General features: G+C 71.4%; 25 protein-coding genes. 18 read left to right on the top strand and 7 right to left on the bottom strand.

The features are described from left to right. Positions 1 to 204 precede the first annotated feature (204 nt). The 4 genes from C8K30_RS13090 to C8K30_RS13075 are packed head-to-tail and all read right to left on the bottom strand — an operon-like array spanning position 205 to position 6,159. Complete coding sequence (locus tag C8K30_RS13090) at positions 205 to 2,199, bottom strand: biotin carboxylase N-terminal domain-containing protein (RefSeq protein ID WP_108493342.1); 1,995 nt, start codon at positions 2,197 to 2,199, stop codon at positions 205 to 207. Further along, entirely contained in the window at positions 2,196 to 4,040 is a 1,845-nt protein-coding gene (locus C8K30_RS13085) for a 5-oxoprolinase/urea amidolyase family protein (protein ID WP_108493341.1), read from the bottom strand. The genes C8K30_RS13090 and C8K30_RS13085 overlap by 4 nt, the downstream gene beginning before the upstream one ends. Then, a complete protein-coding gene (locus C8K30_RS13080; protein WP_108493340.1) occupies positions 4,040 to 4,825 on the bottom strand; it encodes a LamB/YcsF family protein in 786 nt (261 codons plus the stop codon). Before C8K30_RS13080 ends, C8K30_RS13085 begins: the two co-directional genes overlap by 1 nt. A 56-nt stretch (positions 4,826 to 4,881) precedes the next feature. Then, positions 4,882 to 6,159, bottom strand: coding sequence for an NRAMP family divalent metal transporter (locus C8K30_RS13075; protein WP_108493339.1), 1,278 nt, complete (start codon positions 6,157 to 6,159; stop codon positions 4,882 to 4,884). Positions 6,160 to 6,394: 235 nt separating this feature from the next. On the opposite strand from C8K30_RS13075, the gene C8K30_RS13070 reads away from it, so the two are divergent. From C8K30_RS13070 to C8K30_RS13040, 7 genes are all read left to right on the top strand, one after another. Further along, complete coding sequence (locus C8K30_RS13070) at positions 6,395 to 7,063, top strand: GntR family transcriptional regulator (protein ID WP_108493338.1); 669 nt, start codon at positions 6,395 to 6,397, stop codon at positions 7,061 to 7,063. Then, positions 7,060 to 7,989, top strand: a complete 930-nt coding sequence (gene nadC, locus C8K30_RS13065) for a carboxylating nicotinate-nucleotide diphosphorylase (RefSeq protein WP_108493337.1) — start codon at positions 7,060 to 7,062, stop codon at positions 7,987 to 7,989. Before C8K30_RS13070 ends, nadC begins: the two co-directional genes overlap by 4 nt. A 74-nt stretch (positions 7,990 to 8,063) precedes the next feature. Further along, complete coding sequence (gene lysS, locus C8K30_RS13060) at positions 8,064 to 9,593, top strand: lysine--tRNA ligase (RefSeq protein WP_108493336.1); 1,530 nt, start codon at positions 8,064 to 8,066, stop codon at positions 9,591 to 9,593. 39 nt (positions 9,594 to 9,632) lie between these two features. Continuing rightward, the gene (locus C8K30_RS13055) at positions 9,633 to 9,815 is read left to right on the top strand and encodes a hypothetical protein (RefSeq protein ID WP_108493335.1); all 183 of its coding nucleotides are present in this window, start codon (positions 9,633 to 9,635) and stop codon (positions 9,813 to 9,815) included. 175 nt (positions 9,816 to 9,990) lie between these two features. Continuing rightward, positions 9,991 to 10,320: an Lsr2 family protein gene (locus C8K30_RS13050; protein WP_108493334.1), complete on the top strand. Its 330-nt coding sequence runs from the start codon at positions 9,991 to 9,993 to the stop codon at positions 10,318 to 10,320. Positions 10,321 to 10,431: 111 nt separating this feature from the next. Next, positions 10,432 to 11,532 carry a beta-propeller fold lactonase family protein gene (locus C8K30_RS13045; RefSeq protein WP_108493333.1) on the top strand — a complete coding sequence of 367 codons (1,101 nt, stop codon included), beginning with the start codon at positions 10,432 to 10,434 and terminating at the stop codon, positions 11,530 to 11,532. After that, on the top strand, positions 11,532 to 12,902 hold the full coding sequence (locus tag C8K30_RS13040) for a glycosyltransferase (RefSeq protein WP_108493332.1): 1,371 nt from the start codon (positions 11,532 to 11,534) through the stop codon (positions 12,900 to 12,902). Before C8K30_RS13045 ends, C8K30_RS13040 begins: the two co-directional genes overlap by 1 nt. A gap of 109 nt (positions 12,903 to 13,011) precedes the next feature. On the opposite strand, the gene C8K30_RS13035 is transcribed toward C8K30_RS13040, so the two are convergent. Both C8K30_RS13035 and phoU read right to left on the bottom strand, forming a co-directional pair. Then, positions 13,012 to 13,752: a phosphoglyceromutase gene (locus C8K30_RS13035; protein ID WP_108493331.1), complete on the bottom strand. Its 741-nt coding sequence runs from the start codon at positions 13,750 to 13,752 to the stop codon at positions 13,012 to 13,014. 96 nt (positions 13,753 to 13,848) lie between these two features. Continuing rightward, a complete protein-coding gene (gene phoU, locus C8K30_RS13030; RefSeq protein WP_108493330.1) occupies positions 13,849 to 14,496 on the bottom strand; it encodes a phosphate signaling complex protein PhoU in 648 nt (215 codons plus the stop codon). A gap of 275 nt (positions 14,497 to 14,771) precedes the next feature. Here phoU and C8K30_RS13025 point away from each other — a divergent pair, with 275 nt between their 5' ends. The 7 genes from C8K30_RS13025 to pstB all read left to right on the top strand — a co-directional run bounded on the left by C8K30_RS13025 (position 14,772) and on the right by pstB (position 22,208). Further along, on the top strand, positions 14,772 to 16,043 hold the full coding sequence (locus C8K30_RS13025; RefSeq protein ID WP_108493329.1) for a cell wall metabolism sensor histidine kinase WalK: 1,272 nt from the start codon (positions 14,772 to 14,774) through the stop codon (positions 16,041 to 16,043). After that, on the top strand, positions 16,040 to 16,738 hold the full coding sequence (locus C8K30_RS13020) for a response regulator transcription factor (protein WP_108493328.1): 699 nt from the start codon (positions 16,040 to 16,042) through the stop codon (positions 16,736 to 16,738). The genes C8K30_RS13025 and C8K30_RS13020 overlap by 4 nt, the downstream gene beginning before the upstream one ends. Before the next feature lie 118 nt (positions 16,739 to 16,856). Next, entirely contained in the window at positions 16,857 to 18,002 is a 1,146-nt protein-coding gene (gene pstS / locus C8K30_RS13015; RefSeq protein ID WP_233257165.1) for a phosphate ABC transporter substrate-binding protein PstS, read from the top strand. Between the two features lie 190 nt (positions 18,003 to 18,192). Further along, a complete protein-coding gene (locus tag C8K30_RS13010; RefSeq protein WP_233257164.1) occupies positions 18,193 to 19,296 on the top strand; it encodes a phosphate ABC transporter substrate-binding protein PstS in 1,104 nt (367 codons plus the stop codon). Between the two features lie 139 nt (positions 19,297 to 19,435). Then, positions 19,436 to 20,428, top strand: a complete 993-nt coding sequence (gene pstC, locus C8K30_RS13005) for a phosphate ABC transporter permease subunit PstC (protein WP_108493326.1) — start codon at positions 19,436 to 19,438, stop codon at positions 20,426 to 20,428. Then, positions 20,428 to 21,378, top strand: coding sequence for a phosphate ABC transporter permease PstA (pstA, locus tag C8K30_RS13000; RefSeq protein ID WP_108493325.1), 951 nt, complete (start codon positions 20,428 to 20,430; stop codon positions 21,376 to 21,378). Before pstC ends, pstA begins: the two co-directional genes overlap by 1 nt. A 50-nt stretch (positions 21,379 to 21,428) precedes the next feature. Further along, positions 21,429 to 22,208 carry a phosphate ABC transporter ATP-binding protein PstB gene (gene pstB / locus C8K30_RS12995; protein ID WP_108493324.1) on the top strand — a complete coding sequence of 260 codons (780 nt, stop codon included), beginning with the start codon at positions 21,429 to 21,431 and terminating at the stop codon, positions 22,206 to 22,208. A 129-nt stretch (positions 22,209 to 22,337) separates the two neighbouring features. Here the strand turns inward: pstB and C8K30_RS12990 are convergent, their stop codons facing one another. Further along, on the bottom strand, positions 22,338 to 22,874 hold the full coding sequence (locus tag C8K30_RS12990) for a hypothetical protein (RefSeq protein WP_108493549.1): 537 nt from the start codon (positions 22,872 to 22,874) through the stop codon (positions 22,338 to 22,340). A 304-nt stretch (positions 22,875 to 23,178) separates the two neighbouring features. Here C8K30_RS12990 and C8K30_RS12985 point away from each other — a divergent pair, with 304 nt between their 5' ends. The 4 genes from C8K30_RS12985 to C8K30_RS12970 all read left to right on the top strand — a co-directional run bounded on the left by C8K30_RS12985 (position 23,179) and on the right by C8K30_RS12970 (position 25,625). Continuing rightward, positions 23,179 to 23,661 carry a CarD family transcriptional regulator gene (locus C8K30_RS12985; RefSeq protein WP_020017968.1) on the top strand — a complete coding sequence of 161 codons (483 nt, stop codon included), beginning with the start codon at positions 23,179 to 23,181 and terminating at the stop codon, positions 23,659 to 23,661. Positions 23,662 to 23,770: 109 nt separating this feature from the next. Beyond that, positions 23,771 to 24,487: a 2-C-methyl-D-erythritol 4-phosphate cytidylyltransferase gene (ispD, locus tag C8K30_RS12980; protein WP_108493323.1), complete on the top strand. Its 717-nt coding sequence runs from the start codon at positions 23,771 to 23,773 to the stop codon at positions 24,485 to 24,487. Continuing rightward, positions 24,484 to 25,032, top strand: coding sequence for a 2-C-methyl-D-erythritol 2,4-cyclodiphosphate synthase (gene ispF / locus C8K30_RS12975; RefSeq protein ID WP_108493322.1), 549 nt, complete (start codon positions 24,484 to 24,486; stop codon positions 25,030 to 25,032). The genes ispD and ispF overlap by 4 nt, the downstream gene beginning before the upstream one ends. Then, a complete protein-coding gene (locus tag C8K30_RS12970) occupies positions 25,029 to 25,625 on the top strand; it encodes a TetR/AcrR family transcriptional regulator (RefSeq protein WP_108493321.1) in 597 nt (198 codons plus the stop codon). Before ispF ends, C8K30_RS12970 begins: the two co-directional genes overlap by 4 nt. The last annotated feature ends 31 nt before the right edge of the window (positions 25,626 to 25,656 follow it).

Here is a 25,656-nt window from a genome sequence, read left to right as displayed (position 1 = left end):
AAGCCCGGATCGACGTGTCCGCTACGGTTCGACGCACTAGAGGGTGATCAACCTGCGGCTCGACGTCGCACCGCCAGCCGGATCGACGACGAGCTGCTCCGGGCATGCTGAGCGGACTGACTCAGGTTCAGCAGGCCGGATAGGGCCATGAAGCGACGGATAGTGGCACTCTTTGGCCTGCTGAACCGAGCTCAAATAGCGGGACTACCGCGCCACGTAGCCGATCGGGTCGGTCGGGGTGATCTGCGTGCCCTCGGCCGCCTTGTGCTTCAGGACACCCGCGGCCGCCGATACGAGCTGCGTCTCCATCTTCATCGCCTCGACCACGGCGACCGGCTGCCCGTCGGCGACGGTCTCGCCGTCGGCCACGAGCCAGCGCACGAGGCTGCCGGGCATGGCTGCGAGCACCGGCACGCGCCCGTCGTCCGTCCCGCTGCCCGACGGCGGGGTCGCGCCCTCGGCCGTCGAGGTCCCGCCGGTGCCGGGTGCCGCGCTGCCGGGTGCCGCGCTGCCGGAACCGACGGGACCGGCGCCCGCCGGACCGGCGCCCGCGAACCCCATGCCGCCCGGGGTGCGGACCCGGTACCGCCGCCCGTTGATCTCGACCCAGGTGTCCACTACCCCGGGTTCGACCACAGGCTCGGCGAGTGTCTGCGGGTCGATCGACGCCAGGAGCTCCGTCTCTATCCACTGGGTGTGGACGGCGAATCCGTGCGTGCCTGCTGACGGGGCGCCTGCTGACGCGGCGCCTGCTGACGGGGCGCTGGCTGCTCCGGTGCCCACTGCTCCGGTGCCCACTGCTTCGGTGCCCACTGCTCCGGTGCCCTCTGCTCCAGTGCCCTCTGCTCCGGTGCCCTCTGCTCCGGTGCCCTCTGCTCCGGCGTCCGCAGCCCCGCCGCCCGACGCAGTGAACGCCGGGTCGGCGAGCACCGCGCGGTGGAACGGCAGCACCGTGGGCACCCCCTCGACAACGGTCTCGGCGGCGGCCCGACGGGCCCGCGCCAAAGCCGCCTCCCGGGTGGGCCCCCACACGACGATCTTGGCGAACAGCGAGTCGAACTCGCCGGGGATCACCGACCCGGACTCGACCCCGGAGTCCACCCGGACGCCCGGGCCCGCGGGCGGGACGAACCGGTCGATGCGCCCGGGCCCGGGCAGGAACCCGCGCGCCGGGTCCTCGGCGTTGAGCCGCAGCTCGATCGCGTGCCCGCGCGGCTCGGGGTCCTCGGTCACGGACAGCGGCAGGCCGCCGGCGACGCGGAGCTGCTCCACCACGAGGTCCAGCCCGGTGGTCTCCTCCGTGACGGGGTGCTCCACCTGGAGCCGCGTGTTGACCTCGAGGAACGAGAGAGTGCCGTCCACTCCGAGCAGGAACTCCACAGTCCCGGCGCTCCGGTAACCCGCGGCGGCACACAGCGCGCGCGCGGACTCGTGCACCCGCTCACGCACGGCGTCGTCGAGGAACGGCGCGGGCGCCTCCTCGACCAGCTTCTGGTTGCGTCGCTGCAGGGAGCAGTCGCGGGTGCCCGCGACCACCACATGGCCGTGGTCGTCCGCGATGACCTGCGCCTCCACGTGCCGGGGCCGCTCCAGGAACCGCTCGACGAAGCACTCGCCCCGCCCGAACGCGGCCTCCGCCTCGCGCCGGGCGGCGTCGAACAGCTCGGGCACCTCCTCAAGGGTCCGGGCCACGCGCATTCCTCGGCCCCCGCCGCCGTGCGCCGCCTTGATGGCCAGCGGCAGGCCGTGCTCCTCGGCGAAGGCGAGCGCGGCGGCGGCGTCGGGCACCGGGCCGTCCGAGCCGGGTACCAGGGGCGCGCCGACCTTTCGTGCCAGGTCGCGGGCGGCGATCTTGTCGCCGAGCAGCTCGATCGTGGCCGACGTCGGCCCCACCCACACCAGCCCCGCCTCCTCGACGGCGCGCGCCGCGGCCGCGCTCTCGGACAGGAAGCCGTACCCGGGGTGGATCGCGTCGGCGCCGGACCGGCGCGCGACGTCGAGCAGCTTCCCCACCGACAGGTAGGTCTCCGCGGCGGTGCGTCCGTCCAGGGCCCAGGCCTCGTCGGCGAGGCGGACGTGCAGGGCGTCGGCATCGCCGTCGGCGTACACCGCAACGGAGCGGATCCCCAGGTCGGCACACGCCCGGGCCACGCGGACCCCGATCTCGCCCCGGTTTGCGATGAGCACGGTGCGGATCATGAGGTGCCTCCTGCGTGGTTCCGGGTGGTGTCCTCCGGGCGCGCGCTCGGCGCGAGGTCCCGGATCGTGAAGCGGACGTGCGCGCCCGCGGGCAGCTGCCCGGCGAGCGGCACGTGGTCCGCGGCGACGGCCCCGACCACGGGGTAGCCGCCGGTCAAGGGATGATCGGCGAGGAAGAGGACGGGCAGGCCGTCCGGCGGGACCTGGATCGCGCCGGTGACGCAGCCCTCGCTCGGCAGCTCCGCGCCGTCCCGCTCGGGGACGCGGGTGACGGGTTCCCCGTCCAGGCGCAGCCCGATCCGGTTGGAGCGCGGCGTCACCAGCCAGTCCTGGCCGGTCAGCCTGGCGATCGCCGCGGCGTCGAACCAGTCGTCACGCGGCCCCAGGACGATCGGCAGCACGGTCACCTCGCCGGGCGCCGGCAGGTCGTCCGACGGCGGCAGGGTGCCTGCAGCCGCCTGGATGCCCGACGGCGGCGTCTCGCCCGGGCGCATCGCCCCCTGCTGCGTCTCGCCGCGTGGTGCCCCGCGCGGCGCCGTTCCCCCGACGGGCACGCTCACGAACGGGTCGGCCGCGGGGAGGCCCCGAGCCGGCGTGCCGACCGGCAGCAGGTCGCCGGACCCGAGCGGATCGGGCCCCAGCCCGGCCAGCACGTCCGTGGCCCGGCTGCCCAGCACGGGCGGCACGTCGATCCCGCCGCGCACCGCCACATAGGCACGCACGCCTCGGGCAGGGGGCGCCAGCCGCAGCTCGTCGCCGTCGTCCAGCGCGAACGGTTCCCCGGGCCGCGGACGGCGGTTGGGGCGCGCCGGTTCGGCGGCACCCCGCTGGTCACCGCCCGGGCCGACGGCGCCCGGTTCGGCAGCGACACCTGGCCGGACCACGATGTCGCCGACCGCCCCCGTCACCGCGAGCACCTGCGGGCCGCGAGAACGCAGCCGCAGCCCGCCCACCGACTCGATCGCCGCGGCGTCCGACGGATTGCCGACCGCCCGGTTGGCCGCGCGCAGGCTCGGGCGGTCCAGCGCACCGGACGCCGACACCCCGGCTCCCTCGGATCCTGGCCGGCCGAGATCCTGCACCAGCGCCTGCACGCCGGGGCTGACCACCTCGACACCCTCGTCGACATGGCCGGACCCAGTGGTCGAGCGAAGGTCCGCTTCGATCAAGCGGTTGGGACTGGTCTCGGGCTGCGAAGCATGCCCAACTGCTCGATCGAAGCGGACCTTCTCCCGGATCGCGACGAAGCGCACCTGGTCGCCCGGGAGCAGGAGGGCCGGGCGCTCGCGGGTCACGTCCCAGATCGGCGCGTCGGTGCGGCCCACGAGCTGCCACCCGCCGGGGCTCTCCCGGGGGTAGACGCCGCTGTACGGCCCGGCGAGGGCCACCGACCCGGCCGGCACCCGGGTGCGCGGGCTCGACCGCCGAGGGACCACCAGCTCGGAGTCGTCGCTGGTCAGGTAGGCGAACCCGGGCGCGAACCCGACGAACCCCACCGTCCAGGCCGCCGCGGTGTGCCGCCGGACCAGCTCGTCGGGGCTCCAGCCGAGCAGCCCGGCCGCCTCGGCGAGGTCGGCGCCGTCGTACAGGACGGGAATCTCGACGGTGCGCGCGGCGGAGGTGGTCCGGCGCTCCAGCGGCCTCGTCCGGAGCTCGGTGGCCAGGTCCCGCGCCGCGATCGCCGACGGGCGGAACGGCACGAGCAGCGTCCGCGCGCCGGGCACGGGCACGCCGACGCCGCGCACGGGGTCGGCCAGGAGGGACTCGTACAGCGCGACCGCCTGGTCCAGGTCGTCGAGCTCGACCAGGAGGGCGTCGTCGCGGGCGGTCAGTACCCGCATCACGCTGCGGCGCCGCTGCCCGCCGCCGGGGCGAACGCCGCGAGCCGGATGCCCTCGGCGTCGAACACCTCGCGGATCCGCCGGGCCATGGCGACGGCGCCGGGGGAGTCGCCGTGCACGCACACCGAGTCGGCGCGCACGGCGACGTCGGACCCGTCCACCGCGGTCACCACGCCCTCGGTGACGAGGCGGAGCATGCGGCGTGCGACGTCGTCGGCGTCGTGCAGCACGGAACCCGGCTCTCGCCGCGAGACCAGGCGACCCTCCGGGGTGTACGCGCGGTCCGCGAAGGCCTCGGTTGCCGTCGCGAGCCCGGCCGCCTCGCCCGCCGCGAGAGCCACGCTCCCGGGCAGCCCCAGCAGCACCAGCCCAGGGTCGACGGCGGCGACGGCCGCCGCGACGGCCCGGGCGACCCGCTCGTCCACCGCCGCCGTGTTGTACAGCGCGCCGTGCGGCTTCACGTAGGTGACGGTAGCGCCCTCGGCGTCGGCCAGGCCGCGGAGCGCGCCGATCTGATAGACGATGTCGGCCTCGAGCTCGTCGTCGGGGACGTCCATGTTGCGGCGGCCGAACCCGGCCAGGTCGCGGTAGCCGACGTGCGCGCCGATGGTGACGCCGTGCGCCACGGCGGACCGCACGGTGCGGCGGATGGACGCCGGGTCCCCGGCGTGGAACCCGCAGGCGACGTTGGCGCTGGAGACGATGCCGAGCATCTGCTCGTCGTCGCCGAGGCTCCACCGCCCGAAGCCCTCGCCGAGGTCGCTGTTCAGGTCGACGGCGCTCATGGTGCGTTTCCTTGTCAGTTCGTCGAGATCAGTGTGTCGAGGTGCCCGGCCGGAGCTCAGGCGGACAGCAGGTCGAAGATCGGGCCCACCGCGTTGACCGCCATGTACCAGGTGACCACGGCGGCCAGGGTTCCGACCACCAGGAGCCACCGCGGGTAGCGAAGGCTGCCCAGGAGCGAGCCGCGGAACCAGCCGATGTACATGAACAGGGTCAGGCCGATGGGCAGGATGAGGCCGTTCACACCGCCCACAAAAACGAGCAGGGTGGCGGGCGCCGTGCCGATCGCCAGGTAGATCACCAGCGAGACGACGATGAAGCCCACCGTCCACAGGTCGGCGGCCCGGCCCGTGATCCTGGCGGAGAACACGGGCAGGAACGAGACCGACGTGTAGGCCGACCCGATGACGCTGGTGATCGCCGCGATCCAGAACACCGCGCCGAAGATGCGCAGGCCGGTCTCGCCGGCCGCCGCGGAGAACGCGTCGGCGGCCGGGTTGCCGGCCACGTCCAGCACGACGCCGGAGGCGACGACGCCGAGGATCGCCAGGAACAGCACGTACCGCATGATGCCGGTGACGAGGATCCCGTTGACGGCCGCCCGGTTCACCTCGGCGATGTGCTCGGGGCCCGCCGTGCCGGAGTCGAGCAGCTTGTGCGCACCCGCGTACGTGATGTACCCGCCCACGGTGCCGCCCACGATCGTGGTGATGGTGGCGAAGTCGACGGTGTCGGGCAGCACGGTCTGCCTGATCGCGTCGCCGACGGGCGGGTCGGACAGGATCGCGATGATCACGGTGAGCACGATCATCACCACGCCGGCGACGATCACCACCCGGTCGACGACGGCCCCGGCGCGCTTGGCGAGGAAGATCGCGATGGCGATGACGGCGCTGATCGCCCCGCCGATCCGGGGGTCGAGGCCGAACAGGGCGTTCAGGCCCAGGCCGGCGCCCGCGGTGTTGCCGATGTTGAAGATCAGGCCGCCGAAGACGATGAGCACGGCCAGCACGTAGCCGCTGCCCGGCAGGGCGTCGTTGGCCAGCACGCTCGCGCGTTTGCCGGTCAGCGTGATCATGCGCCACACGTTCATCTGTACGGCCAGGTCCAGGAGGATCGAGGCCAGGATGCCGAACGCGAACGCGGCGCCGAGCTGCTGGGTGAAGGTGGCGGTCTGGGTGATGAAGCCAGGTCCGATGGCGGACGTCGCCATGAGGAAGAGGGCGCCCAGCAGGGAGCGGCGCCGTGCGGACGCGAACCGTCCGACCCCGGCCGGCGAGGTTTCCGGCGGCGCTTCGGCGGGCGTGGTCGCGGGCTCGTGGCTCGTGTCGGACATGGCGTCCTCCTGGTCGTTGTGGTGAGCCGGATTGTTCAACAGTCAGGATGGTCTCGCTTGGTTGTTTCATCCGTATTGCGAGACCTTGTCGATCATGACACGGCTCCACTGCTGGCGCACAACCCCCGCGATGAGTCCCTCTCGCGCCCAACGCCGTCGCATTGTTCAACGAACCGTCCGGGCGAAGGGTGGCCAGGCCGCCAGCACCGGCCCAAGCGGTCCGTAGACTGGCCCCGTGAAGCCGGACCGCGCAGAACGCAGCGCAGACGCCATCCGCGAGCTCATCGTCACCGGACGGCTGACCCCCGGACAGCGGCTCTCGGAGCAGTCGGTGAGCGAGTCGCTCGACGTCTCCCGCAACACCCTGCGCGAGGCCTTCCGCATCCTGGTCCACGAGGGCCTCCTGGTCCGGCGGCCCAACGCGGGCGTCGCCGTCGCGAAGCCCGCCCTCGCCGACATCGTCGACATCTACCGCGTCCGGCGGCTCATCGAGGTACCGGTGCTCGCCGCGGGCGACCCGGCCCACCCGGGAGCCCGCATGATGCGGGACGCCGTCGACGCGGCCCTCGCAGCCCGGCTCGGCGGCGACTGGCGCGACATCGCCGCCGCCAACATGCGGTTCCACTCGGGGATCGTGGCGCTCGCGGGCAGCCCCCGCCTCGACCGCGTGCACGCGAACCTCTCCGCCGAGCTGCGCCTGTCGTTCGGCCTGCTGGGCGACAACGGCGCGTTCTTCGACGGCTTCGTCGACCGCAACGCCGGCCTGCTGCGCCGCTTCCTGGCCGGCGACGCCGACGGCGCCGCGGCCGACCTGAACCGCTACCTCGCGGACTCGGAGCGGACGCTCCAGACCATGGTCGACGACGCCGGCGCAGCCGACGCCGCGGATACGGTGGGCCAGTGAGCAGCCTTCCCGTCTTCGCCACCCCCTCCACGGTCACCCCTGGGCTCGACGCCGCCTGGGTCGCCCGGGTCGTCGAGGTCGCCCTCGACGAGGACCTCGGCCCTGCCCCGGGCCGGGACGTGACCTCGCAGGCGACCATCCCGCCGTCGGCCACCGGAGTGGCGGAGCTCGTGGCGCGCGAGGACGGCGTCGTCGCGGGCCTTGTGGTGGTGCCGGAGGTCCTGGACCAGGTGGCGGCCCGGCTGGGCCTGCCGGCCCCGGAGGTCACCTTCCACGCGCAGGACGGCGACGCCGTGACCGCGGGCCAGGTCCTGGCGGCGCTGGAGGGCCGCACCCAGGTGCTGCTCGTGGCCGAGCGGACCCTGCTCAACCTGGCGAGCCGCGCGTCCGGCGTCGCGACCGCGACCCGCGCCTTCGCGCGCGAGCTCGCGGGCACGGGCGCGCAGGTGCTCGACACCCGCAAGACCACGCCGGGCCTGCGCGCCCTGCAGAAGTACGCGGTGCGCGCAGGCGGCGGCACCAACAAGCGCATGGGCCTGTACGACGTCGCCATGGTCAAGGACAACCACGTGGTCGCCGCCGGGTCGGTCGCCGCCGCGATCCGCGCCGTCCGCGAGAGATTCCCGGACGTGCAGGTGCAGGTCGAGGCCGATACGACCGCCCAGGCCCTGGAGGCGCTGGCCTCGGGCGCGGACTTCCTGCTGCTCGACAACATGGAGCCCGGCCTCCTCGCCGAGACGGTCGCCGCCGTCCGCGCCCGGGAGGGGCACGACGGCGTCCCGGCGCACGTCGAGCTCGAGGCGACCGGCAACCTGACGCTCGACCGGGCGCGGAAGGTCGCGGCAACGGGCGTGGACTTCCTGTCGGTCGGCGCCCTGACCCACAGCGCCCCGATCCTGGACCTGGCCCTGGATCTCCGGGCCTGAGCCGCCGGTGCACGGCCGAGCGCCGTGCGTCACAGCGGGAAATTTGAGCTTGTACCCCCGATAGAATCGCATCCGTGACGACCGAGAACCCCGCTGCCTCCAGCGCCGCGACCCCGCCGACCGACGACCTGCCCGAGCAGCTGCGGATCCGGCGCGAGAAGCGTGAGCGCCTCCTGGCGCAGGGTGTCGAGGCCTACCCGGTCACCGTCCCGGTCACCCACACCATCGCCGAGGTCCGGGCGAAGTACGGGCACCTCGAGGCCGGCCAGGAGACGGACGACGTGGTGGGCGTCGCGGGCCGGGTGGTGTTCATCCGCATCGGCGGCAAGCTGTGCTTCGTCACGCTGCAGGACGGCGAGGGCAACCGCCTCCAGGGCATGCTGAGCCTGGCCGTGCTCGGCGAGGAGGCACTGGCGGCGTTCAAGACCGACGTCGACCTGGGCGACCACCTCTTCCTGCACGGCCGCGCCGGCGCGTCGAGGCGCGGCGAGCTGAGCATCTTCGCCGACGAGTGGCGGATGGCGGCCAAGGCGCTGCGCCCGCTCCCTGTGCTGCACAAGGACCTTTCCGAAGAGGCGCGGGTCCGCCAGCGTTACGTGGACCTGATCGCCCGCCCTGCCGCGCGCGACATGGTGCGCCTGCGTGCCGGCGTGGTGCGTTCTCTGCGGGAGAATTTTTACCGCCGCAGCTTTCTCGAGGTAGAGACGCCGATGCTGCAGACCATTGCCTCGGGCGCGTCGGCGCGGCCTTTCTCGACGCACATGAATGCGTACGACCTGGAGCTCTTCCTGCGCATCGCGCCTGAGATCTTCCTGAAGAAGGCGGTCGTCGGCGGCGTCGAGAAGGTTTTCGAGATCAACCGGAACTTCCGTAACGAGGGCGCGGACTCGTCGCACTCGCCGGAGTTCGCCATGCTCGAGGCGTACGAGGCCTACGGTGATTACAACACCATCGGCGCTCTCACCCAGGATCTGGTGCAGACCGCCGCGCAGGACGTTCTCGGCACCACGCTCGTGCCTCTTGCGGACGGTTCCGAGTACGAGCTGGGCGGGGAATGGGCAAACCTGCGGATGTACGACTCGCTCTCCGAAAGCCTGGGCGAGGAGATCACCGCCGACACCTCTGCGGAGGAACTCGAGAAGATCGCCCAGCGGCTCGATGTCGAGGTCGGCAACAAGAAGATCCTGAATCACGGAAAGCTCGTCGAGACCCTCTGGGAGCACCAGGTGGGCGACCACCTGACGGCGCCGACGTTCGTGCGGGACTTTCCCGTCGAGACGTCACCCCTCACCCGCGACCACCGCTCGGAAAAGGGCCAGGTCGAGAAGTGGGACCTGTACGTGCGCGGTTTCGAGCTGGCCACGGGCTATTCCGAGCTCGTCGACCCCGTGGTCCAGCGGCAGCGCTTCGAGGCGCAGGCCAGGATGGCCGCTGCCGGCGACGACGAGGCCATGCTGCTGGACGAGGACTTCCTGACCGCGATGGAATTCGCGATGCCGCCTTCGGGCGGAATGGGCATGGGCATCGACCGTCTGCTCATGGCGCTGACCGGCCAGGGCATCCGGGAGACCATCCTTTTCCCGCTGGTGAAGCCGCAGGCCTGAGGAATTCGACCGCGCAGATGAGTTTGTGAGGATCTTGTGATGGATATGACGCTTGCGGTGCTCGCCGGGCTCACGCCCTCAGTGGGCGTCGGCCTGTTGTTCTGGTTTGCGATGCGCAAGATCATCCGGGCGGACCGCCACGAGCGTGAGGCTCTCGAGCGAATGGACCGCGACGCGATCGCGGCAGCGGCGGAAAACACGGAGAATTCCGCTTCGCGCTGATCCGCGCGGCCGAGGTTATCCGCACCCGTCTTCGCAGATCAAATCCGCGTAGTTCACCGTCTCGGGTGAATTTTTCGTGATCGGTGTCACATGCTCATTATTGACATGTCAAGATTGAGTGCGGCATGCTCGCGAACTAACCCCGGAATTTGTGGCGCGGAAGGGAAGCACCCGTATGGTTCAGAAGGTTCAGCTTGTTCTCGAAGATGACGTCATTGGCGGTTCCGCCGACGAGACCGTGAACTTCGGCCTCGACGGCGTCTCCTACGAGATCGACCTCAACGCCGAGCACGCGACTCAGCTGCGTGACGCGCTCGCAACGTGGGTCGGTCACGCACGCAAGGTGAAGTCGCCGGTTGCGCGGACCGCCACTACGCGACGGTCCCGTTCCGGCAGCGACACCGCCGCGGTCCGTGAATGGGCCAAGGCGAACGGCTACACGGTAAGTGACCGTGGCCGTATCGCGGCAGAGGTCCAGGACGCCTACGCGAAGGCGAACGGCTGACGCCGACGCAGTCACGACGGCCCAGTGCGCCCCGGTGCCCCTCATCGAGGGGCGGCCGGGGCGTCGTGCATTCCGGCCGAAGCACGCCTCGGACGTCATTAGGCTGATCGCATGACTATCCCCTCCGCCCTGTGGATCGGCACCTACCCCAAGGCAGACGCCGGGCCGGGCACCGGTGAGGGCATCTGGCGCGTCGCCATCGGCCCGAGCGGAAAGTTCGCGGGCGGCGAGCTGGTCGCGCCGGTCGCCTCGCCGTCGTTCCTCGCGCTGGACCCGTCGGGTCGCACGCTCGTGACGGTGACCGAGTCCGAGCCCGGCGCCCTCGCGTCCTTCCACGTGTCCGACGCCGGCGCGCTCGCCCCAGCGGGCACGGCCGCCTCGGGCGGTTCGGGCCCGTGCCACGTGGTGGCCACCGACACCGCGGCCTGGGTCGCGAACTACGGCGACGGCGTCGCCGCCGTCGTGCCGCTGGCCGGGGACGGCGCGCTCGGCGCGCCGCGGACGTTCCCGCATGCGGGAACGGGCCCGGTCGCGGACCGGCAGGAGGGGCCGCACGCCCACTTCGTGCACGTGTGGGGGGACCGCGTCCTCGTGTCCGACCTCGGCACCGACGAGCTGCGCACCTACCCGCTCGACGGCTCCGGCCCGTCGGGCGTCCCCGAGGCGCCGGGCGGCCAGGTGGCCGCCGTCCTGCCGCCCGGCACGGGCCCGCGCCACCTGGTCGAGCTGCCCGACGGCACGATCCTGCTCGTCGGCGAGCTCGACTGCCGCCTGCACGTCCTGGTCCCGGCCGGGCCGGGCAGGCTGGAACACGTCGGCTCGGTGGCGATCACCGGGCGCACCATGTCCGACGGCGCCGCCGGGTACCCCTCGCACCTCACCGTCGCCGGCGACCTCGTGCACGTGGGCGTGCGCGGCCCGGACGTCCTGTCGGTGCTCCGGGTGCGTGACGCGGCCGCGACACCGGACGGCCTTGACGACTCCGTACCCGGCGCGGTCGGGCACCTGGTCATCGAAAACGTCTGCGACGTCCCGCTCGGTGCGGGCGCGTGGCCGCGCCACCACGCGGTCCTGGCCGACGGCGACCTCGTGGTCGTGGCGGCGCAGAACACCGACGAGCTGGTCGCGATCCGGCTCGACCGCGCGTCGGGCAAGGGTGAGATCACGGACCGACTGGAGCTGCCCGTGCCAGCGTGCGTCCTGGAGGCGTGATGCGCGACAGCCTGCCGCCAGACCTCGTCGAGCCGGACGCGGCCCGCCCGCTCCGGATCGCGATGGTCTCCGTGCACACCTCGCCGCTGGAGCAGCCCGGCACGGGCGACGCCGGCGGCATGAACGTGTACGTGCTGGAGCTGTCCCGGGCGCTCGCCCGGCGTGGCGCGCAGGTGGAGATCTACACGCGGGCGACGTCGTCGGCCCAGCCCAAGGTGACCGACCCCGAACCCGGCATTCGCGTCATCCACGTGTCCGCCGGGCCGTACGAGGGGCTGGACAAGAACGACCTGCCCGGACAGCTCTGCGCGTTCGCCGCGGGCCTGCTGCGCGCCGAGGCGCACCGCCCCGAGGGCTGGTACGACGTGCTGCACACGCACTACTGGCTGTCCGGCCAGGTGGGCTGGATCGCGGCGGAGCGCTGGGACGTGCCGCTGGTGCACACCATGCACACCATGGCGCGCGTGAAGAACGCCTCCCTCGCGCCGGGGGACGCACCCGAGCCGCAGGGCCGGATCATCGGCGAGGAGCAGGTGGTCGCCGAGGCCGACGCGCTGGTCGCCAACACGGACCAGGAGGCCGCCGACCTGGTGCGCGACTACCACGCCGACCCCGACCTGGTCCACGTGGTGCAGCCCGGGGTGGACCTCGGGGTGTTCTCCCCGCTGCCCGACGACGCGGAGCGGGATCCGGCGGCGCAGGACCCGGCGGAGCGGGACCCCGCGGCGCAGCACCCTGCGGACCGTGACCGGCAGCGGGCCGAGCTGCGCGAGCGGCTCGCACTGCCGGTGGACCGGAAGATCGTCCTGTTCGCGGGGCGCGTGCAGCTGCTCAAGGGGCCCGACGTGCTGGTGCGGGCGCTGGGGGAGCGGGTCTGGTCGGAAGGGGGCGGGCAGCCGCCGCTGCTCGTGGTGCTGGGCGGCGCCTCCGGGCGCCCGACCGCCGTCCGCGAGCTCGAGGCGCTCGCCTACCAGGAGGGGGTGGCCGCGCACGTGCGCGTGCGGCCCCCGGTGCCGCAGCAGGCGCTGGCCGGCTACTTCCGGGCGGCCGACCTGGTGGCGGTGCCGTCGCACAGCGAGTCGTTCGGCCTGGTCGCGGCGGAGGCCCAGGCGTCGGGTACGCCGGTCGTGGCGGCGGCGGTGGGCGGCCTGTGCACGGTCGTCGAGGACGGCGTCTCCGGCGTCCTCGTGCCCGACCACGAGCCCGAGACCTGGGCCCTGGTCCTCAAGAGCCTCCTGGACGACGACGAGCTGCGCGCCCGCCTGGCCGTGGGCGCCCGTGAGTCGGCTACCAGGTTCGGCTGGGACCGCGCGGCCGACGAGATGCTGGACGTCTACGAGCAGGCAAGAAAACACCACACCGCGAGATAACGAGCTGCGCCGAGGTCATGTGGCGAATTAGAGCTGTGGCGAAGTAGGACCAGAGCGCGATGCCCTGGTTCTACCTCGCCACAGTTCTGCCTCGGCGGTCTGAGAGGGGTCAGCGGCCCTGGTTGGCCACCGCGGCGATCGCGTCCTTCGCGGCCTCGGGGTCGAGGTAGGTGCCACCCGGCTTCACGGGGGCCAGGGTCTCCTCGTCGAGCTCGTAGACCAGCGGGATGCCCGTCGGGATGTTCAGCCCGGCGATGGCCTCGTCGGAGACGCCGTCGAGGTGCTTCACCAGGGCCCGCAGCGAGTTGCCGTGGGCGGCGACGAGCACGGTCTTGCCGGTCTTGAGGTCGGGCACGATCTCGCTCTCCCAGTACGGCAGGGCGCGCTCGAGCACGAGCTTCAGGGCCTCCGTACGGACGACGGGGGCGTCGGCGTACCGCGGGTCGGCATCCTGGCTGAACTCGGAGCCCAGCTCGATCTCCGGCGGCGGCACGTCGTACGAGCGGCGCCACAGCATGAACTGCTCCTCGCCGAACTCCGCGAGCGTCTGCTTCTTGTCCTTGCCCTGCAGCGCGCCGTAGTGGCGCTCGTTGAGGCGCCAGCTGCGCTTGACCGGGATCCAGTGCCGGTCGGCGACGTCGAGCGCGAGGTTCGCCGTCATGATCGCGCGGCGCAGCAGCGACGTGTGCAGGATGTCCGGGTTCACGCCGGCCTCCTTGAGGAGCGCGCCACCGCGCTTGGCCTCCTCGACCCCCTTCTCGGAGAGGGCTACATCCACCCAGCCGGTGAACAGGTTCTTCGCGTTCCACTCGCTCTCGCCGTGGCGGAGCAGCACGAGGGTGTAGGTCATGGCTCCATCCTGCCATCGGCGCGCAGACAGCTGTTGCCGCCTCCAAGCCTTGGAAGCGGCAACAACGTGCTCGACGGCGGAGCCGGGGCGAGCGCCCTACTCGTCCGGGAAGTCTCCGGTGACGAGGAACGTCACGCGCCGAGCGACCGACACCCCGTGGTCGCCGAACCGCTCGTAGTAGCGGCCCACGAGCGTCACGTCGACGGACTCCTGGACGGTGCCCTGCCACTCCGGCGCCAGGAGCAGGTTGAACGTCTCCTGGTGCAGCGCGTCGATGATGTCGTCGTCCCGCTCGAGGGCCTCGGCCACGGTGAGGTCGCGGGTCGCGAGCAGCTTGGTGGTGCGCTGGGCCACGCGGACGGCGGCGTCGTGCATCTTCTCGAATGTCTCCCGCGCCTCGGGCACGATCGCCTGCGCGGGGTAGCGACCGCGCGCCACCTGTGCCACGTGCCGGGCGAGGTCGCCCATGCGCTCCAGGGAGGCGCTCATCCGCAGCGCGCTCACGACGATCCGCAGGTCGGTGGCCACCGGCGCCTGCTGGGCGAGCAGGTGGACGCACCGCTCGTCGAGCGAGTCCTCGATGGCGTCGATGGTCTTGTCGGAGGCGATCACCTCCTGTGCGAGCTGAAGGTCGGCCTCCAGCAGCGCCCTTCCGGCACGGGTGATGGCGGACTCGACGAGCCTGCTCATCTCGGTCAGGTCGTCTCCGACCTGCTGCAGCTCGGCATCGAAGATCTCTCGCATCGGTTTCCTCTCGCACTCGGGGCGCGCGGACGGCTTCGCGTCCGCTGTCACGCCGCCGTCAGGCGGGCAGGGCCGACGCGCGGCCGGGCCGGCCGCTCCGGACAAGTCCCGGAACGGCCCACGGCGCAGCTACCGCCCGCACCCGCCAAGGTTCGACGTCGCGATGTACCGGGAGGTTAACGCTCTTCCTCCCTGACATGAACAGTAGGCGACACGATCGTCCGTCCGCCCGCCCTCGTCGATCAGCGGTTGAAACGTCGACCTACCCTGGAGGCGTGGACGGAATCATCTCCGGGGTGCCGGTGCTGGCCGCCGGAATTCTCGGCGTGATCGTCGGCGTGGTGGCCACCTTGGCCTTCCGCGTCTCCGACCGGCAGCAGCATGCCCTCCCTCAGGCCGAACCCGACGAGCTCGACGCGGGCCTCGTCCGGGTGCTCTCGGTGCTGCGCTCGGCCGCCGTCGTGCTCGACGGCGAGGACGAGGTGATCCGCGCGTCCCCGCCGGCCTACGCGCTGGGCGTGGTGCGCAACGACACGCTCGTGCACCCGGCGATCACGGACCTGGTGGCCCTGGTGCGGCGCGACGGCGTGATCCGCGAGCAGGAGCTCGAGCTGGCCCGCGGCCCGGTGGGCCAGGGCACCGTGCTGCTGCAGGTGCGCGTGGCGCCGCTGGGTCTGGAGCGGGTGCTGGTGCTGGCGGAGGACCGCACGGAGGCGCGCCGCGTCGAGGCGATCCGCCGCGACTTCGTGGTCAACGTGTCCCACGAGCTGAAGACGCCGGTGGGCGCGCTGGCGCTGCTCGCCGAGACGGTGGCCGACGCCGCGGACGACCCGGTCGCCGTCCGCCGGTTCACCGAGCGTATGCAGCGCGAGGCGGTCCGGCTGTCCGCCCTGGTGCAGGAGATCATCGAGCTGTCGCGCCTGCAGGGCGCGGGCGCGGTGCCGAAGCTGACGCCGGTCCCGATCCGTGAGGTGGTGGAGGAGGCGGTCGACCGGGCGCGCACCACCGCCCAGTCCAAGAACATCGCGATCACGATGGGCGGGGACCTGGACACCGAGGTCTACGGCGACCACAACCTCCTGGTCACCGCGGTCCGCAACCTGGTCGACAACGCCGTCGCCTACTCCGGACCCGCCAGCCGCGTGGGCGTCGGGGTGAGCGAGCGGGCGGGCCTCGTCGAGATCGCCGTGGTGGACCAGGGCGTCGGGATCGCGGAGGATGCGCAGGACCGCGTCTTCGAGCGGTTCTACCGGGTGGATCCCGCGCGCTCGCGCGACACTGGTGGCACCGGCCTGGGCCTGAGCATCGTCAAGCATGTCGCGGCCGATCACGGTGGCGACGTCACGATGTGGTCCGAGCCGGGCCGGGGCTCGACCTTCACGCTGCGGATCCCGTCCGCGGACCGGCCCACCGGCGGGAACCGTGCCGGCCGGGTCACACCGCCACCCCTCTCGGACGTCGTCCGAGAGGGCGAGGTGCAGGACCAGCAGGACCAGCACAAGGCCACCGAACACGGGGCCACGAAGAACGAGGAGGTAGGTGCGTGACGCGCATCCTGGTGGTTGAGGACGAGGAGTCGTACCGGGACCCGCTGACGTACCAGCTGACCCGCGAGGGGTTCGAGGTGATCGAGGCCGCCGACGGCAACTCCGCGCTCGCCGCGTACGACGCGGAGGGGGCGGACCTCGTGCTGCTCGACCTGATGCTGCCGGGGCTGTCGGGCACGGAGGTGTGCCGGGAGCTGCGGGCTCGCGGCGACGTGCCGGTCATCATGCTGACCGCCAAGGACTCCGAGATCGACAAGGTGGTGGGCCTGGAGCTCGGTGCCGACGACTACGTCACCAAGCCGTACTCGTACCGCGAGCTGCTCGCCCGGGTGCGGGCCGTGCTCCGCCGCCGCCAGCCCACCGACTCGACGGAGCACGACGCGGACGGCGTGCTCGAGGTCGGCCCGGTCCGGATGGACGTCGAGCGGCACACCGTCGCCGTGAGCGGGGACAGCGTGGCCCTGCCGCTCAAGGAGTTCGACCTGCTCGAGCTGCTGATGCGGAACGCCGGCCGGGTGCTGACCCGCGGCCAGCTCATCGACCGGGTCTGGGGCGCGGACTACGTGGGCGACACCAAGACTCTCGACGTCCACGTGAAGCGCATCCGCTCGAAGATCGAGCCGGACCCGGGCTCGCCCAAGTTCCTCCTGACGGTGCGTGGCCTGGGCTACAAGCTGGCCGACGACGAGGGGTGAAACCCGTGAAGGTGCGGCCGTCCGGTGTCGCACCTCACTGGGCCCTCGCGGCTCTGGTCACCTTCCGTTCACCCGGTGTTTGCTCGCGGGACGGAGCCCGTGAGTAGTTTCGCGAACCGTGAGCACCTCCCGGTACACCCGCCTCGTCTCTGCTGCCACCGCAGGCGCCCTCGTGCTGCCGTTCGCGGGCTGCGCCGCGATCGAGATGCCGGGCTTCGGGGCGGGCGACGAACCCAGCGCCGACCCGCAGCCCGCTATCGTCGGTGAGTTCCACGGGGCCGGTGCCTCGTCCCAGGAGTCGGCGATGGAAGCGTGGATCACCGGGTTCCAGGAGCAGCACCCCAAGGCGGCGATCAGCTACGACCCCATCGGCTCGGGCGACGGCCGCGAGTCCTTCCTCGCGGGCGAGACGGCCTTCGGGGCCTCCGACATCGCACTGAGCGACGAGGAGATGGCGGCGTCCGGCCCGGCCTGCGACGGCGGCAACGCCATCGACCTGCCGGTCTACATCAGCCCGATCGCCGTGGCCTTCAACCTCGAGGGCATCGACCAGCTCAACCTGTCCTCGGACCTGATCGCGCGGATCTTCACGGGGCAGATCACCCAGTGGAACGACCCGGCGATCGCCGCGGTCAACCCCGACGCCAAGCTGCCCGCCCTGGGCATCACACCGGTGCACCGGTCCGACGACTCGGGCACCACCGAGAACTTCACCGACTACCTGCACGCGACCACGCCCCAGTCATGGCCGTTCGAGCCGGACGGCCTGTGGCCGTCGCAGGAGGGCTTCGCGGCGGAGGGGACCGGCGGCGTGACGGACACGGTGCGCTCGACGCCGGGCGGCATCACGTACGCGGACGCCTCGCGCACCACCGACCTCGGCCGCGTGTCCATCAAGGTGGGCGACGAGTACGTGGCCTACAGCGCTGATGCCGCGGCCGCCGTCGTCGACGTGTCGCCGCGGATCGAGAACCGCTACGAGCACGACCTCGCGTTCGTCCTCGACCGGACCATCGACAAGCCCTTCGCCTACCCGATGGTGCTCGTGTCCTACCTGGTCGTGTGCTCGCGGTACGAGGACAAGGCAAAGGGGAACTTCGTCAAGGAGTTCGTCGCGTACGTCGCGTCCGCCGAGGGGCAGCAGCGCGCCGCCGGCGCGACGGGCAGCGCGGTCATCTCCAGCGACCTGCAGGAGTGGATCGGCGACGCCGCGAAGTCGATCTACCTGACCCGCGACCGCCCGGACGACGAGGCGGACGGATAGCACGGGCCGTTGGCAGGTGGAGAGCTCCAGGGCGTGCCATGGTGACCGTGTTGCGTATCACCCGCGTTTCGCGGGGTTGTTCACCCTCCGTTTACCTGGACCTGGTGAGCAGGTCACTCCACCTGCCTAGCGTCCCGACTGACGCCGCGGCGCTCGCCGCGCGTACGACTTGAACAGGATGGAACGACACGTGAAGATCAGCCGATTCCCCCGCGTTGGCTCCGCTGTCATGGTGGGCGCGCTCGCGCTGAGCCTCGCAGCCTGCGGGTCCGACCCCGGCGCCGACCCCAGCGGCGAAGGTTCCGAGTCCGCCCTGGACCTCTCTGGCGAGCTCAACGGCGGCGGCGCGTCGTCGCAGGAGTCCGCGATGGAGGCCTGGCGTGCCGGCTTCCAGAGCCAGAACCCGGACGTGACCGTGAACTACGACCCGGTCGGCTCGGGTGGTGGCCGCGAGAGCTTCATCTCGGGCGCCTTCCCGTTCGCCGGCTCGGACGCCGCGCTGGACGACGAGGAGATGGCCGACGCCGAGGCGCAGTGCGGTGAGGGCGGAGTCGTCGAGTACCCCGGGTACATCTCACCGGTGGCCGTCGCCTTCAACCTCGAGGGCATCGACACCCTGAACCTCACCCCGGAGGCCATCGCCGGGATCTTCGCCGGCGAGATCACCGCCTGGGACGACGAGGCGATCGCCGCCGACAACCCGGACGCCGACCTGCCCAGCACCGACATCACGGTCGTGCACCGCTCGGACGACTCGGGTACCACCGAGAACTTCCAGGAGTACCTGAACACGGTGGTCCCGGACGTGTGGACCTGGGAGCCCGAGGGCATCTGGCCGATCGAGGGCCAGGAGTCCGCGCAGGGCACCTCCGGCGTGGTGAGCGCCGCGCAGGCCGGCGAGGGCACCATCACCTACGCAGACGCGTCGCAGATCGCTGACCTGGGCACGGCGCACGTGGGTGTCGGCGACGAGTTCGTCGAGTACACCCCCGAGGCCGCCGCCGCCGTCGTCGAGGGCTCGCCCCGCGTCGAGGGCACCAGCGACCACGTCTTCGCCTACGACCTGAAGCGCGACATCGCGGGTACCTACCCGATCGTGCTGGTGTCGTACCACCTGGCCTGCGCCACGTACGAGGACGCCGCCACCGCGGATCTCGTCAAGGGCTTCTACAGCTACATCCTGAGCGACGAGGGCCAGGCCGCCGCTGCCGACTCGGCGGGCTCCGCCCCGCTCTCGTCCGAGCTGCGTGACCAGTTCCTGCCGTCGGTCGAGGCGATCACGGCCGCCGGCTGATCTCAGCCGCCAGCAGTACCTGGCACCGCACCCGGCCGGTGGTCGGGCCGCACGAGCACAGCAGGCGCTCGTGGCCCGACCACCGGCATGGCCGTGTCAGGCTTACCTCAACACAGACACGACGAGCCGAGGAACATCTGTGACGACCACTGACAGCCCGCCCGCTCCCGTGGCGCCGGTCCGGCGGCGACGGTCGAGCGGCGACACCGAACGGGGCTTCAGCCGGACATTCCGCTGGATCGCGACGGGCTCCGGTGCCCTGATCCTCGCGACCCTCGCCGCGGTGGCGCTGTTCCTGATCGTCCGGGCATGGCCCGCCATGACGGCGAGCGAGGCGGAGCTGGCCGACGCCGTTCCGCGGTACCCCGACGACACGTCGTTCCTCGCGTACGTGGGACCGCTGGTCTTCGGCACGCTCCTCGCGGCTGTGCTGGCCCTGCTGATGGCCACCCCGGTGGCCATGGGCATCGCGCTCTTCATCTCGCACTACGCTCCGCGCCGGCTCGCCCAGATCCTGGGCTACCTCGTGGACCTGCTCGCGGCGATCCCCTCGGTCGTCTACGGCCTCTGGGGCGTCGCAGTCCTGGCGCCGGCCGTCGCTCCCGTATGGACCTGGTTGAACGAGTGGTTCGGGTGGTTCCCGCTCTTTGCCGGCAACGTGTCGCCGACGGCGCGCACGCTTGCCACCGTCTCCGTGGTGCTCGCGGTGATGATCCTGCCGATCATCACCGCGGTCTCGCGGGAGGTCTTCCTGCAGACTCCGAAGCTGCACGAGGAGGCGGCCCTCGCCCTCGGCGCCACGCGCTGGGAGATGGTCCGCACGGCGGTCCTGCCCTTCGGCCAGTCCGGCGTCATCTCGGCGGCGATGCTCGGTCTGGGCCGCGCGCTCGGCGAGACCATGGCCGTGCTGATGATCCTGTCGCCCGGCTTCCTGTACTCGTTCAAGATCCTCCAGGCGGCGCAGCAGCAGACGATCGCCGCCTACATCGCCCTGGACTTCCCGGAGGCGAGCGGCCTGGCCGTCAACGCGCTGATCGCCACGGGCCTCGCGCTGTTCGTTATCACTTTGGCGGTGAACATGGCCGCTCGGGCCATCGTTGCCCGCCGCAAGGACTTCTCGGGGGCCAACTGATGAGCGCCGACACGTCGACCCTTGACGCCACCGAGCGCACGCGTGCGCTCCTGACCACGGCCGAGCCGCGCCGCCGGCGCACCGACCGCATCATGGCCGCGCTCATCTGGTTCGCCTTCCTGCTGGCGATGGTGCCTCTGGTCTCGCTCCTCTGGACCGTGCTGTTCAACGGTGCGGGGCGCGTGACCATCGACTTCCTGTCCTACTCGATGCGTGGCATCTTCGGCGGTGATCCGGGCGGCGGCATCTACCACGCGGTCATGGGAACCTTGATCATCACCGGCTGCGCCACGCTGATCTCCGTGCCGATCGGCATCCTCGTCGCCATCTACCTGGTCGAGTACGGGCGCGGCCCGCTGGCCAGGGCGGTGACGTTCTTCGTGGACGTCATGACCGGCATCCCGTCGATCGTGGCCGGCCTCTTCGCGGTCTCGCTGTTCACCATCTTCTTCGGTGCCGGTGCGCGGTTCGGCATCATCGGCGCCGTCGCGCTGTCGGTACTGATGATCCCCGTGGTGGTGCGGTCCTGCGAGGAGATGCTCAAGCTCGTGCCCAACGAGCTTCGTGAGGCGTCGTACGCGCTCGGCGTGCCCAAGTGGCTCACGATCATCCGTGTGGTCCTCCGTACCGCGGTGGCGGGCCTGACCACCAGCGTCCTGCTGGCCATCGCCCGCGTCATCGGCGAGACGGCGCCCCTTCTGGTCGCCGTCGGAGTGACGGACTCGATCAACTTCGACCCGTCCGAGGGTCGCATGATGACGCTGCCCGTGTTCATCTATCGGCAGTACAGCCAAGGTCTCGCAACCTGTCGTGAGGGCCAGGCGAACTGCGTCGCGGACATCGCCATCCAGAACGCGTGGGGTGCCGCCCTGACACTGATCGTGATCGTGATGCTGCTCAACGTCGCCGGTCGCCTCGTGAACCGCTGGTTCGCACCGAAGACCCGCTGACCTGCCCACACCTCAGCTCACCCGAAGACACAGCCCGAAGGAACAGACAGATGGCCCAGCGTATAGACGTCAAGGACGTCAACATCTACTACGGCGACTTCCGCGCTGTCGAGGGCGTCTCCATGACCGTCGACCCGAAGTCCGTCACGGCCTTCATCGGCCCGTCGGGCTGCGGCAAGTCGACCTTCCTACGCACCCTCAACCGTATGCACGAAGTGATCCCCGGCGCGTACGTGGAGGGCAAGGTCGAGCTCGAGGGCGTCGACCTGTACGGCGTCGACGTCGACCCGGTGGCGGTTCGCCGGAACATCGGCATGGTGTTCCAGCGCCCGAACCCGTTCCCGACGATGTCCATCAAGGACAACGTGCTGGCGGGCGTCAAGCTGAACAACCGCAAGATCTCCAAGTCCGACGCTGAGGACCTGGTCGAGTCGTCCCTGCGCGGCGCCAACCTCTGGAACGAGGTCAAGGACCGCCTCGACCGACCGGGCTCCGGCCTGTCGGGCGGCCAGCAGCAGCGTCTTTGCATCGCCCGCGCAATCGCGGTGAAGCCGCAGGTGGTGCTCATGGACGAGCCGTGCTCGGCCCTGGACCCGATCTCCACGCTGGCGATCGAGGACCTCATCCAGGAGCTCAAGAAGGACTACACGATCGTCATCGTCACGCACAACATGCAGCAGGCCGCACGCGTGAGCGACCGGACGGCGTTCTTCAACATCGCGGGCACCGGCAAGCCGGGCCGCCTCATCGAGATGAACGACACCGCGACGATCTTCTCGTCGCCCGCCGAGAAGGCCACCGAGGACTACGTCTCGGGCCGCTTCGGCTGACGATCGCCGTCCTGCCGAGATAGAACTGCAGCGAGATAGAGCTCTGGCGAGGTAGCACCGCTGTGCCGCCTCGCCAGAGTTCTATCTCGCTGCAGTTCTACCCCTCGCCAGGGTTCTATCTCGGCGGGGTCACTCCGATGGGGAGGGCGACGCGGACGGCGACGGCGCCACCGCGGCGACCGGCAGGTAGTCCGCGTACTCCGGCAGGGTGCCGTCGAAGACCGGGAGCTGGAACTCCTTGGTGTCGCTGCCGACGGTCAGCGTCGCGTCGAGGTAGTCGCCGGGCGCGGCGCCCACTGTGTCGAGCTGGACGGGCTCACCGGTCTCGGTGCCCAGGTACACGGTGGAGCCCGCGGGGACGGCCACGGTGACGGGGGAGGCGCCCGGGGCCTCGAGCGTGAAGGAGACGTCGTCAGCGGTCTCGTTGGCCAGCGCGCCCAGGACGTTGCCTGCCTCGCCCTCGGCGGCCGACACGACCATGAGGTTGATGCCGCGCAGGTCCCTGTCGTCCTCGCCCAGGACGGAGACGCCGACGCCGTCGGACGGGTCGTAGGTCAGCGTCGTGGTGGTCGGGGCGCAGGCCGCCAGGAGGAGGGCCCCCGCTGCGGCTACCGCCGCGACGGCGATGGTGCGGGCGCCTCGGGCGGCGGTGGCGCGACGGGACACGGTGAACTCCCTGATGTTCGTCTGGTTCGGGCGGGGTCGGATCCCCGCCACATCTTAGTGGGCCCGCGGGTGTGCCCGCGCATCGTTACCGGAGGCGAATTGCCCGGTCAGGGAGTGGCAACAGTCACGGGTGCGGAACGATCCGATCGAGGACCAAGGGGTGGTGACGACCTTGCTCTGCCCTGCTCGCAGCGCTCTGACCTGCGTAAACGCCACCCTGAACGGGGTTGGGGGAACGCCAAGGGTGCAAGTTCTCCAGATCACGCCGTGGTAACCTGGTTTCAGGGAAAGGGGACATCTGCAGATGACGTTCACAGTAGGCGAGACGGTTGTCTACCCGCACCACGGCGCGGCGCTGATCGAAGAGATCAAGACCCGCAAGATTCGCGGCGAAGAAAAGATGTACCTCAAGCTCAAGGTCGCTCAGGGTGACCTCACCATCGAGGTCCCGGCGGAAAACGTCGACCTTGTGGGTGTACGCGACGTCGTCGGCCAAGAGGGTCTCGATCGCGTGTTCGAGGTCCTCCGTGCGCCGTACACCGAAGAGCCCACCAACTGGTCACGCCGCTACAAGGCGAACCTTGAGAAGCTTGCGTCCGGCGACGTCATCAAGGTGGCCGAGGTCGTTCGCGACCTTTCCCGCCGAGACGCCGACCGCGGCCTTTCCGCAGGTGAGAAGCGAATGCTCGCAAAGGCTCGGCAGATTCTCGTGTCCGAGCTCGCGCTGGCCGAGCACACCGAAGAGGAGAAGGCGGAAGCGATCCTCGACGAGGTTCTCGCTTCCTGACCCACCCACAGGATCCCAAGCACTACTGACGCACTTGTCAGGACCCCCGGTGCTCGCGCCCCAACGGGATCCTTCGCTTCAATCATGATCCTGTGGGGACCCCGACGAGATGACGACCCTTGCAATCCTGACGGCCGCCGGCTCGGGATCCCGACTGGGGCGCGACCTGCCCAAGGCTCTGGTGGAGCTGGACGGCTTTCCGCTCGTGCTGCACGCCGCCCGACGCCTGGCGGCGTCGGGCGTTGTGGACTCCATCGTCGTGACCGCGCCGGACGGCCTCGTCGGCGTCATGACCGACCTCCTGGCCGATGATCCGCGCGTGCAGGTCCCCGTCGAGGTGACCGACGGCGGCCCGACCCGCCAGGCGTCCGTCGCCGCGGGCCTGGCGCTCGCCAGGCCCGGTGACGACGTGGTGCTGGTGCACGACGCCGCGCGCCCCCTCGTCCCGCCGGAGCTGATCCGGCGGGTGGTGGGCGCCGTCCGCAACGGCCATGGCGCCGTCGTGCCCGGCCTGCCCGTCACCGACACGGTGAAGCAGGTGCGTCCGGACGGCGACGCTGAGCTCGTCACCGGCACGCCGGACCGCTCGATGCTGCGTGCCGTGCAGACGCCCCAGGGGTTCGCCCGCGACCTGCTGGTGCGCGCCCACCGCACCGGGGCGGCCCGGGCCCTGGCGGAGCACCTCGCAGCGACCGACGACGCCGGCCTGGTCGAGGCCCTCGGCGAACCGGTTCACATCGTCGCGGGGGACGCCGCCGCCTTCAAGATCACCACCGAACGCGACCTGTGGCTCGCGTCCCTCGTGCTGCAGGAGACCAACGCATGACCGACCCGTCGAGCACGCCGGACCCCGCGGGTCCGGCCCCGGCCGCGTACCCCCTGCCGCGCACCGGGATCGGTGTCGACGTGCACGCGTTCGCGCCGGACGGCTCGGACCGCGAGATGTGGCTCGGGGGCCTGCTCTGGCCTGGGGAGCGCGGCCTGGCCGGGCACTCCGACGCCGACGTGGCCGCGCACGCCGCGGCCGACGCGCTGTTCTCGGCGTCGGGCCTGGGCGACCTCGGGTCGCACTTCGGGACGGGGCGTCCCGAGTGGGCGGGCGCTTCCGGGACCACGCTGCTCGCGGAAGCCGCGAGGCGCGTTCGGGCTTCGGGGTACATGATCGGTAACGTGGCAGTCCAGGTGATCGGAAACCATCCTCGAGTCGGCACGCGGCGCGACGAGGCACAGGCGGCTCTCTCCGCCGCCGCCGGCGCGCCCGTCTCCCTGACCGCGACCACTACCGATGCGCTCGGCCTGACCGGCCGCGGCGAGGGTGTCGCCGCGATCGCGACGGCGCTCGTGGTGCCCGGTTGCGGGGACAAGGCATGAACAAGCGCAAGCCGCTGGACGAGCGCCGGGCCGAGATCGTCGAGGCCGGCCTGAGCGTGGCGTTGCGTGAGGGCGTCGAGTCCGTGACCGTGCGTCGCGTGGCGCAGGAGGCCGGGATCTCGCTGGGCACCGTGCACTACTGCTTCGACGACAAGGACGCGATGCTGCGGGCCATGGGCCGCAGCATCGCGATGCGGGCGTCGGAGCCCGTGCTGGCGGCGCTCGGTGCCGGGCCGGACCGGCCGACGCTCGCCGAGGCCACCGTCGACGCGCTGCTGCTGGGCCTCAAGCAGCACCAGCACATGCGGCTGCTGACCTTCGAGTTCGCGGTCTCGGGCGCGCGGACGCCGGTGCTGCGCGAGGTGGCGCAGGCGCACCTCAAGCAGAGCATCACGATGACCCGGGAGTACCTGCAGCGGCTGGCCGACGTCGCCAACGTCAAGTTCCGTACCGATATCGACGCGCTCGCGCGGACGACGGCGCTGCGCATCGACGGCATCGAGCTCGCGTGGATGGTCGACCAGGACGACGCGGCCGCGCGCGCCGGGTTCGCCGACCTGGCCCACGACGTGTTCGACGACATGGAGCCGTGAGGGCCAGGGCTCGGGCTCTACCCGGGCAGGT

Origin of the sequence: Promicromonospora sp. AC04, assembly GCF_003058225.1 — a bacterium.
Lineage (GTDB): Bacteria > Actinomycetota > Actinomycetes > Actinomycetales > Cellulomonadaceae > Promicromonospora.
The sequence above is the reverse complement of the archived record's forward strand: the minus strand, read 5'-3'. Positions and strand labels throughout refer to the sequence as shown.

Bases quoted from the DNA above. Each gene is read 5' to 3' on its own strand.
- C8K30_RS13090 (WP_108493342.1), bottom strand. From the start codon at position 2,199: ATGATCCGCACCGTGCTCATCGCAAACCGGGGCGAGATCGGGGTCCGC.
- C8K30_RS13085 (WP_108493341.1), bottom strand. From the start codon at position 4,040: ATGCGGGTACTGACCGCCCGCGACGACGCCCTCCTGGTCGAGCTCGAC.
- C8K30_RS13080 (WP_108493340.1), bottom strand. From the start codon at position 4,825: ATGAGCGCCGTCGACCTGAACAGCGACCTCGGCGAGGGCTTCGGGCGG.
- C8K30_RS13075 (WP_108493339.1), bottom strand. From the start codon at position 6,159: ATGTCCGACACGAGCCACGAGCCCGCGACCACGCCCGCCGAAGCGCCG.
- C8K30_RS13055 (WP_108493335.1), top strand. From the start codon at position 9,633: ATGGATATGACGCTTGCGGTGCTCGCCGGGCTCACGCCCTCAGTGGGC.
- C8K30_RS13050 (WP_108493334.1), top strand. From the start codon at position 9,991: ATGGTTCAGAAGGTTCAGCTTGTTCTCGAAGATGACGTCATTGGCGGT.
- C8K30_RS13045 (WP_108493333.1), top strand. From the start codon at position 10,432: ATGACTATCCCCTCCGCCCTGTGGATCGGCACCTACCCCAAGGCAGAC.
- C8K30_RS13040 (WP_108493332.1), top strand. From the start codon at position 11,532: ATGCGCGACAGCCTGCCGCCAGACCTCGTCGAGCCGGACGCGGCCCGC.
- C8K30_RS13035 (WP_108493331.1), bottom strand. From the start codon at position 13,752: ATGACCTACACCCTCGTGCTGCTCCGCCACGGCGAGAGCGAGTGGAAC.
- phoU (WP_108493330.1), bottom strand. From the start codon at position 14,496: ATGCGAGAGATCTTCGATGCCGAGCTGCAGCAGGTCGGAGACGACCTG.
- pstA (WP_108493325.1), top strand. From the start codon at position 20,428: ATGAGCGCCGACACGTCGACCCTTGACGCCACCGAGCGCACGCGTGCG.
- pstB (WP_108493324.1), top strand. From the start codon at position 21,429: ATGGCCCAGCGTATAGACGTCAAGGACGTCAACATCTACTACGGCGAC.
- C8K30_RS12985 (WP_020017968.1), top strand. From the start codon at position 23,179: ATGACGTTCACAGTAGGCGAGACGGTTGTCTACCCGCACCACGGCGCG.
- ispD (WP_108493323.1), top strand. From the start codon at position 23,771: ATGACGACCCTTGCAATCCTGACGGCCGCCGGCTCGGGATCCCGACTG.
- ispF (WP_108493322.1), top strand. From the start codon at position 24,484: ATGACCGACCCGTCGAGCACGCCGGACCCCGCGGGTCCGGCCCCGGCC.
- C8K30_RS12970 (WP_108493321.1), top strand. From the start codon at position 25,029: ATGAACAAGCGCAAGCCGCTGGACGAGCGCCGGGCCGAGATCGTCGAG.